At 40.6% G+C, this 8,378-nt stretch carries 6 protein-coding genes; 2 read left to right on the top strand and 4 right to left on the bottom strand.

The annotated features are described in order from the left end of the window. Window positions 1-11 precede the first annotated feature (11 nt). From BVH02_RS18210 to BVH02_RS18195, 4 genes are all read right to left on the bottom strand, one after another. Entirely contained in the window at window positions 12-1,031 is a 1,020-nt protein-coding gene (locus tag BVH02_RS18210; RefSeq protein ID WP_143244245.1) for a hypothetical protein, read from the bottom strand. Between the two features lie 314 nt (window positions 1,032-1,345). Further along, on the bottom strand, window positions 1,346-2,095 hold the full coding sequence (locus tag BVH02_RS18205) for a succinate dehydrogenase/fumarate reductase iron-sulfur subunit (RefSeq protein ID WP_086502906.1): 750 nt from the start codon (window positions 2,093-2,095) through the stop codon (window positions 1,346-1,348). A 118-nt stretch (window positions 2,096-2,213) separates the two neighbouring features. After that, window positions 2,214-4,148, bottom strand: coding sequence for a fumarate reductase/succinate dehydrogenase flavoprotein subunit (locus BVH02_RS18200; protein ID WP_086502899.1), 1,935 nt, complete (start codon window positions 4,146-4,148; stop codon window positions 2,214-2,216). Between the two features lie 10 nt (window positions 4,149-4,158). Then, window positions 4,159-4,839 (bottom strand): succinate dehydrogenase cytochrome b subunit, encoded by a 681-nt coding sequence (locus BVH02_RS18195; RefSeq protein ID WP_086502898.1) that lies wholly within the window; start codon window positions 4,837-4,839, stop codon window positions 4,159-4,161. Between the two features lie 300 nt (window positions 4,840-5,139). On the opposite strand from BVH02_RS18195, the gene BVH02_RS18190 reads away from it, so the two are divergent. Both BVH02_RS18190 and BVH02_RS18185 read left to right on the top strand, forming a co-directional pair. Next, a complete protein-coding gene (locus tag BVH02_RS18190; RefSeq protein WP_086502905.1) occupies window positions 5,140-7,920 on the top strand; it encodes a T9SS type B sorting domain-containing protein in 2,781 nt (926 codons plus the stop codon). Next, window positions 7,917-8,360: a thiol-disulfide oxidoreductase DCC family protein gene (locus BVH02_RS18185; RefSeq protein ID WP_086502897.1), complete on the top strand. Its 444-nt coding sequence runs from the start codon at window positions 7,917-7,919 to the stop codon at window positions 8,358-8,360. The genes BVH02_RS18190 and BVH02_RS18185 overlap by 4 nt, the downstream gene beginning before the upstream one ends. Window positions 8,361-8,378: the final 18 nt, after the last annotated feature.

Below are 8,378 nucleotides of genomic sequence, written 5' to 3'. Positions count from 1 at the left end.
AGCACCAGTATTTATTTTCGTTTGAATGTTATTACAGCTTTTTTAATTTCATCAATGCTTTTATCAGTTTCGTCATTTGTCGTCGCGAAAATTATGTAATAAAGCTTGTCGCTGAATAAAATTGCTTGATAAATATTTTCTGTTTCACTCGACTTTTTATTCTTTCCTTTTGCGTAAATCTCGTAACCTGAAATTCCATCTATTGTAATTTCGTTTGTATATTCTATATTCTCTATTTCAATAGGTGTTTGTTTTAGTCTGTTAATGCAAAACAGTTTTTTGTCTTCTGCCGTGATTTGAGAAAACGACTTTGCAACTATCAAGTTTGTTTTGTCGCTTGACGCTGTTGGAACTTGTCCGTCAACAGAAAAGATTAAAGAGTTTGACATACTTTTTCCAAATTTCAATTTAGTTTCAGAAATGTCTATTGAATAATCAAGAGCTTCAAATGGATTGATTTTTTTGTCAGGTTCATAAAAAACTGTCAACATAGATTTTTTGATTTCATCGCCAACTTTTTTCAAGTTTTCGGGATAAACTCCGTTTATCATTATCGTTTCATTGTCTGTCCCAAATACTATGATGAATTTTGTGTAAATGTTTCCATAAGCATTTTGTATCCCTGTTGCGAAAATAGCTGGAAGCCCATTTATTGTCAAGGTTTCAATTTTCTTCATTTCAACTCCTTTACTTAGCATATTTTCTTTGGTAATTCCTTTGGAAGTTTCAGAGTAAGGTCCAGGAATGTCCAAAATCATAATACTAGAACCGCTTTCTGTTTGCTGAAGTCCAAGAAAATTAAGTCCGCCCGTAAATCCCTTCGGTGGAATTATACTAACTTTCGTCCCCTTAATGTTTTGATGTTCGTCAGTTAGTTTGTTTTCAATTTTTTTCTGTGCCCAAACTGTCAAAGAGATAAAAACTAAAAATGTTGTAAGAATTTTTCTTATCATAGTGTGTCGTCTTTTTAATATTGGTGCTAACGTATCGCTATACGCAACCAGTTGCGCATACTTTTCATATATCCTCATGACTCAGGAACTAATAAACTTAATAGGCCTACTGTCATTTCGATTTCCTAAATAAGGCGAAATTTTTTTTCAGAAATCCATTTTCAATCCCTGAATAACTAAATCGCCTATCCATTTGATAGGATTTCAACCGCACTACCCTAAAATTTTTCAGAATACTTCCCGAATATTGGTTTACAATTCGCAAACTCAACAGTTGCGTATATCTTCTTATAGGGCAGATATACGCAATAAAAATGTCCACTCAAGTCAATTAAAACCAAAAAAAGCCGACTCTCGTCGGCTTTTTCATTCTTTATAAATTCGTAATTCAATTAAACATTCTCGCTCTTTAGAGAAGCAGAGTAATATTCTCTGTTCATTCGAGCGATGTTTGTTAGGCTGATTCCTTTTGGACATTCTGCTTCGCAAGCACCGGTGTTGGTACATGCTCCGAAGCCTTCATCATCCATCTGGGCAACCATTTTCTCTGCTCTGGACATTCTTTCTACCTGACCCTGCGGAAGCATTGCCAGCTGAGAGATTTTCGCAGAGGTGAATAGCATAGCGGAAGCATTTTTACATGCTGCTACACACGCTCCACAACCTATACAAGTAGCCGAATCAAATGCTTCATCAGCAACTCTCTTAGGTATAGGAATCTCATTTGCATCTGGTACGCCACCTGTATTCACATTCACGTATCCGCCAGCTTGGATGATTCTGTCAAAAGCACCGCGATCCACCACCAAATCTTTCATCACCGGAAAGGCCTTAGCTCTCCATGGCTCTATCGTAATAGTATCTCCATCAGAGAATGAACGCATGTGAAGTTGACAAGTAGTAGTCTGCTGTGGACCATGTGGATGGCCGTTGATATAGAGTGAGCACATACCACAAATACCTTCGCGGCAATCGTGATCAAAGTGCACAGGATCTTGTCCTTTTATAGCTAATTCCTCATTCAAGACATCCATCATCTCTAGGAATGACATGTCAGCGGAAATACCATCTATTGGATAGGTAACAAAACCGCCTTTATCGCTGGCGTTTTTCTGTCTCCAAATTTTTAATGTCAGTTTCATGTGTTTATATTTTTTTTTCAATGGCCACATGGAATCTCGCACGGTGAACAAACTTAACTCTGTGTGTCGTTTTTGACATGCTCGATTTCATAAATAGTTATGAATTAAAGTCTTGAATTTATTTGTAAGATCTTTGAGTCAGCTTCACATTCTCAAATACGAGTGGCTCTTTGTGCAATGTCTCCGGCGCATTCTCTGCCATAAACTCCCACGCTGCAGCATAAGCGAAGTTCTCATCATCTCTGAGCGCTTCTCCGTCTGGAGTCTGAGACTCTAGTCTAAAGTGTCCACCGCATGACTCAGATCTGTTCAGCGCATCGTCCACCATCAACTCTCCCAATTCCAAGAAATCGGCAACTCTACTTGCTTTCTCCAGTGTTTGATTTAATTCTTCGTTTGCACCAAGCACCTTCACATCACTCCAGAATTCTTTTCTCAACGTCTGGATTAGGCCTTTAGCTTTGGTTAAGCCCTCAGCATTTCTAGCCATACCACAGTATTCCCACATGATATGTCCCAAAGCTTTATGGAAGTGATCTACCGTTTTAGTACCATTGATGCTTAGCAGCTTTTGAATAGCATCTTTTACTCCTTTTTCTGCTTTCGCAAATTCAGGATGATTTGGATCTACAGGAGCAGGTCCTATTTCAGCCAAATAATCTCCCATTGTATAAGGGATTACAAAGTATCCATCGGCCAAACCTTGCATCAAAGCAGAAGCTCCTAACCTGTTCGCTCCATGATCTGAGAAGTTAGCCTCTCCAAGAGAATAAAGTCCAGGAACAGTAGTCATCAAATTGTAATCTACCCAAAGTCCACCCATTGTGTAGTGAACGGCTGGATATATTTTCATTGGAGATTGATAAGGATTCTCACCTGTGATCTGCTGATACATGTCAAACAAGTTGCCATATCTCGCACGAATAGCATCTTCGCTGTCGCGATTGATTGCATCGCGGAAATCAAGAAAAACAGCTTGACCAGTTTCATTCACGCCTCGACCTTCGTCACAAACGTCTTTCGCATTTCTAGAAGCTACGTCACGAGGAACCAAGTTACCAAAAGAAGGATACTTCCGCTCCAAGTAATAATCTCTATCCTCATCCTTAATATCTTTTGCCTTGATTTCGCCTTTACGAAGTCTTTGCGCTATTTCCACAGTCTTTGGCACCCAAACTCTACCGTCATTTCTCAATGACTCAGACATCAAGGTTAACTTAGACTGATGATCTCCTGACACCGGAATACAAGTTGGGTGAATCTGCGTGTAGCAAGGATTGGAGAAGTAAGCACCTTTCTTATGCGCTCTCCAAGCTGCAGTCACATTCGATCCCATCGCATTGGTAGAGAGGAAAAATACGTTTCCGTAACCACCAGTACACAATAATACTGCGTGTGCAGCGTGAGTTTCAATTTTACCAGTAATAAGATTTCTGGTCACGATACCTCTTGCATGACCGTCGATAGTCACGACGTCCATCATTTCAGTACGTGGATAAAGTTTCACTTTACCATTGGCTACCTGACGGCTCAAAGCTGAATAAGCTCCTAAAAGCAACTGCTGTCCTGTTTGACCCCTAGCGTAGAAAGTCCTGGAAACTTGCGCTCCACCGAATGAACGGTTGGCAAGTAATCCACCATATTCTCTGGCGAAAGGAACACCCTGCGCCACGCACTGATCAATGATATTTACAGAAACTTCTGCAAGACGGTAAACATTGGATTCTCGGGAACGATAATCTCCACCTTTGATGGTATCGTAGAAAAGTCTGTAAACCGAGTCACCGTCATTTTGGTAATTTTTCGCAGCGTTGATCCCACCTTGCGCAGCAATAGAGTGCGCACGACGCGGGCTATCTTGGAAGCAAAATGCTTTCACTTTGTAGCCTAACTCTGCAAGTGAAGCAGCAGCAGATGCACCGGCAAGGCCAGTACCCACTACGATCACTTCGTATTTTCTTTTGTTCGCCGGGTTTACCAGCTTACTGTTGAATTTATGTTTAGTCCACTTTTCGGCTAAGGGGCCAATTGGGGATTTTGAATCTAGTATCATGAGGGACTGATTAGCTCTGTGTGAAATAGATGTAAACTGGCATGCTTGCGAATAGAATCGACACTACTATGCAATAGATTTTCCCGATTAACACAATGGCTGGAGAGTATTTCGCGTGATTCAAACCTAGCGTCTGGAATGCGCTTGCAAATCCATGGGACAGGTGAAATGCCAATAAAACCATCGCTATCACATAGCCTATCACCATAAATACATTTTGAAAAGTAAATGCGACAACGCTGAACAAATCCTTGTATTCTACGCCATCATACGTCACGAAAGGAATCTCTCCCCAATGCATCTGATACCAGAAAGTCTGCATGTGCACCACGATGAAGATCAAAATGAATGTACCTAAGATACCCATGTTGCGGGAAGATACAGTCGTAGAAGGCGGAGTAGATACGCCATATCCGATAGGGCGAGCAGCTTTATTTCTTTTGGTAAGCCAAATAGAAAAGATCACGTGCCCGATGATCGAAATGTAAGTCAGGTAAGAAAGGAGTTTTACAGCAGGGTTGGTAGTCATGAAATGTGCATAGATATTAAATGCCTCTCCCCCATCATTGTTAAACAATTGCAAGTTACCTGCAACGTGACCTGTCAAAAATAGAATCAGGAAAAGCCCGGTCAACGCCATGATCAATTTCCTGCCTATTGTGCTACTCAAGGTTTTTGTAACCCAGCTCATACAATTTTTGCGATTAGATTTAAAACGAAATCATTGATTAATAGTGCCAAATTTACATTTGGAACAACTAGCAAACAATCCATTCAAAAACACTTCTCTTATTTTAATAAGTTCTAAATAGTCTTTATTAACAAGAGTTTTTGATGCATGAATAACTTGAGTAGCAGATTTAATGTTTGATTATAACGTGTTTTTCTACTTACTTCCATTTAATTCGTATAGGAAAAGGATGATTGCTAAAACCTTAAAAGAGGATAAATTCGTACATTCTATTTCTCTCCAAAAATGAACTTGACCAATATGAAGCTTAAAATCACCCTTGGACTTTTTCTTATCTTCCTGATAGCCGGGATTTCTGAAACTTGGGCAACACACATTAGAGCAGGAGAAATCATCGCTGAGCGGGTTTCTGTACAGAATTTGACTTATAAGATCACAGTTGTAGGATATACCGATACGAGATCAAATGTCATTTTTGGTCCCGGAGTAATTAATTTTGGAGATGGAAGAATTGTCGATGGACTGAACACAGAGAGTGAGTTTAGCACTGTTATAAACTTGGGAAACCAAATTGAGAAAAATATTTTTGTCATTGAGCACACCTTCCAAGGACCGGGAACTTACACCATTAGATTTCAGGAATTTAACCGAAATGATAGAACACTGAATATGGATAATTCAGTGGACACGCCATTTTATGTAGAAACCACTATTACAATTGACCCTTTTATAGGAGTAAATAACTCTCCTGTTCTGACAATCCCGCCAGTAGACAATGGTGCAGTAAACGTCAGATACATTCATAATCCAGGTGCTTATGATCCAGATGGCGATAGTTTAGCTTATTCTATGGACATCCCTAAGCAGCAGTTCCAACGTCCAGTTAATAACTTTAGAAGCCCTGCTTCTCCAGAATTCAGTTTCAAACAAGAAGATGGTAGCACTCCAGCATTTTTGACCTTGGATCCAATTAATGGGGATCTCATTTGGGATGCCCCCGGAACCGCAGGGCAATTCAATGTAGCCTTTAGAATCAATGAATATCGGAAGCTGGATGGGAAATGGGTGCTCATAGGCTATGTGGTCCGAGATATGCAAATTATTATTGAAAACTCGAATAACAGAAGACCCGAGTTGATATTGCCCCCAGATCTTTGTGTGGTAGCAGGCACTAAAATAGAAGAAATCATCCAAGGTCAAGACCCAGATGGTGACCCTATCAAAATTGAAGTCTTCGGAGAGCCTATAGAAATAACCACCTCTCCTGCTAACTATTCACCAAAAAGCACTTACCAGCCTACTCCAGGTATCGTGAACTTCGATTGGCAGACAGTCTGTAATCATGTGCGAGCAAGAGAATATGAAGTTCGGGTAAGAATTTCAGATCAACCTAGCTCCGGACCTTCCTTAGTAGATATTAAGACTTGGCGTATAAAAGTAGTAGGCCCACCGCCTGTCTTCGATGAAATAGAACAAATGCCTGGACGAGTGGTGGAACTCAACTGGGATCCTTATGTATGCGCCAACTCCGCAAGCGAAATGCAAATCTGGAGAAGAATCAATTCTGACCCTTATCTCCCAGACAGTTGTGAAACTGGTATTCGTGCAGGATATGAATTGATTGGAACAACAACAATGCAAACAATAAATTTCCTCGATCAGAATGGTGGAGATGGACTAGCTCCTGGTAATACCTATTGCTACAGATTGGTTGCCGCCTACCCGGTTCCTAGACTAGGAGAAAGCATAGTTTCTCAGGAGATTTGCATAACTATAGACGTAGATGTACCTATCATCACTAATGTAAGTGTGGAAGCTACAGATCCTGCTGCTGGTGAGATTTTCGTGAAATGGACCCCTCCTTATGATATTGACAAGGTTCAATTCCCCGGGCCATATACCTATGAATTGCTCAGAAGTACTGGATTTACTGGCAATACCGGATTAGTCTCACTAGGTGTCACTTCAGACACGCTCTTTACGGACAAGGGTTTAAACACAGAAACTACCGTGTACAATTATGAAGTTGTGTTGCTTGATAGAAATACGAAGGTTGACACCTCCTCTAAAGCTTCTTCTGTGTGGATAGAGCCTACCATTATCAATCAGGCAATCGAGGTGAATTGGGAATTTGTAGTGCCTTGGAACAACGCTGTCAGTCAATACAAGCATGAAGTTTATAGAAATAGAACCGATGCCGCGGCTTTGGACGAAGGTACATTTGTAAAAATCGCCGAAGTAGATGTGACCACAGCAGGATTTAAATTCCTAGATGATGGAAGTTTCAATGGCGTTCCATTAGAAAAAGAGATAGAATACTGTTACTACGTGATTACAAAAGGATCTTACAATGTGGTGGGCTTGGTTTATCCTTTGGAAAACAAATCTCAAATTATTTGTGCCAAACCGGATGACAACAGGCTACCATGCCCTCCAGTTCTCTCTTTTGATGGCCCTGAATGTTCTAGCTATCTGGCAGAACTTCCATGTAATAATTCCACTTACGAGCATCAGCTTAGTTGGACTCCTGATTTTTCCGGAGAGTGTGACGATGAACTCAGTTCCTATAAGTTGTACTTCACTTCCAAAGGCGAGGACAGCCCTTTCGAATTGATTGCCACTATCTCCTCTCTCAATCTTTCTACTACCATTCGTAATCTAGCCATCTACCGCGGTTGCTATTACATCACGGCTGTAGATAGATCTGGAAACGAATCTGAACCAAGTAATGTGGTGTGCGTGGAGAATTGCCCGAGCTACATCCTACCAAATGCCTTTACTCCAAATGGTGACGGTACGAATGATACGTTCATGGCTTTTGACAATCCTTTCACACAGTGTCCTCGGTTTGTCGTTGGAGTTGACATCTTGATTGTAAATCGTTGGGGAGTGGAAGTCTTCACTTACAATAGCTTAGAATCTTCCGAAAATGACGTTTTCATCAGATGGAATGGAAATGACAAAAATGGCAACGAGCTACCCGCTGGCACTTACTTTTACTCAGGAAATGTAGTGTTTGACGTACTCGACACAGCAAATCAGAATCAGCCACTTAAAGGAACAATTCAACTCCTTAAATGACTTTAACCAAATCCATCATTTTCTTTGATGGGGTTTGCAACCTCTGTAATGCTTCCATTGATTTCGTCATCCAACGAGACACGATGGATCACTTCTTAGTGGGAGCTTTACAAGAGGATTTAAGTATAGAAATTCTTGCCAAGTATAAGGTGCGAGAAGATTATTTAGACTCCCTTGTCCTTTTGGAAAAGGGACAAATCTATTACAAAAGCACTGCTGCTCTCAAAATTGCCAGAAAACTATCTGGATTTTGGCCTGCCTTATATCCACTTATATTGCTTCCTAAATTCCTTAGAGACTCCATTTACAATTGGATCGGGAGTAATCGCTATAGGTGGTTTGGCAAGAAAAGCACCTGCAGACTCCCCAGTCCAGCCGAAAAAGAGAAATTTCTTTCTTCAGAAACAATCGCTCAAACAGGCATCAACCTCTTGTCTTGAACTTAAAATTGCGGACCT

This window comes from Algoriphagus ratkowskyi (genome assembly GCF_002150505.1).
GTDB lineage: Bacteria > Bacteroidota > Bacteroidia > Cytophagales > Cyclobacteriaceae > Algoriphagus > Algoriphagus ratkowskyi.
The sequence above is the reverse complement of the archived record's forward strand: the minus strand, read 5'-3'. Positions and strand labels throughout refer to the sequence as shown.

Bases quoted from the DNA above. Each gene is read 5' to 3' on its own strand.
- BVH02_RS18210 (WP_143244245.1), bottom strand. From the start codon at position 1,031: ATGAGGATATATGAAAAGTATGCGCAACTGGTTGCGTATAGCGATACG.
- BVH02_RS18205 (WP_086502906.1), bottom strand. From the start codon at position 2,095: ATGAAACTGACATTAAAAATTTGGAGACAGAAAAACGCCAGCGATAAA.
- BVH02_RS18190 (WP_086502905.1), top strand. From the start codon at position 5,140: ATGAAGCTTAAAATCACCCTTGGACTTTTTCTTATCTTCCTGATAGCC.
- BVH02_RS18200 (WP_086502899.1), bottom strand. From the start codon at position 4,148: ATGATACTAGATTCAAAATCCCCAATTGGCCCCTTAGCCGAAAAGTGG.
- BVH02_RS18185 (WP_086502897.1), top strand. From the start codon at position 7,917: ATGACTTTAACCAAATCCATCATTTTCTTTGATGGGGTTTGCAACCTC.
- BVH02_RS18195 (WP_086502898.1), bottom strand. From the start codon at position 4,839: ATGAGCTGGGTTACAAAAACCTTGAGTAGCACAATAGGCAGGAAATTG.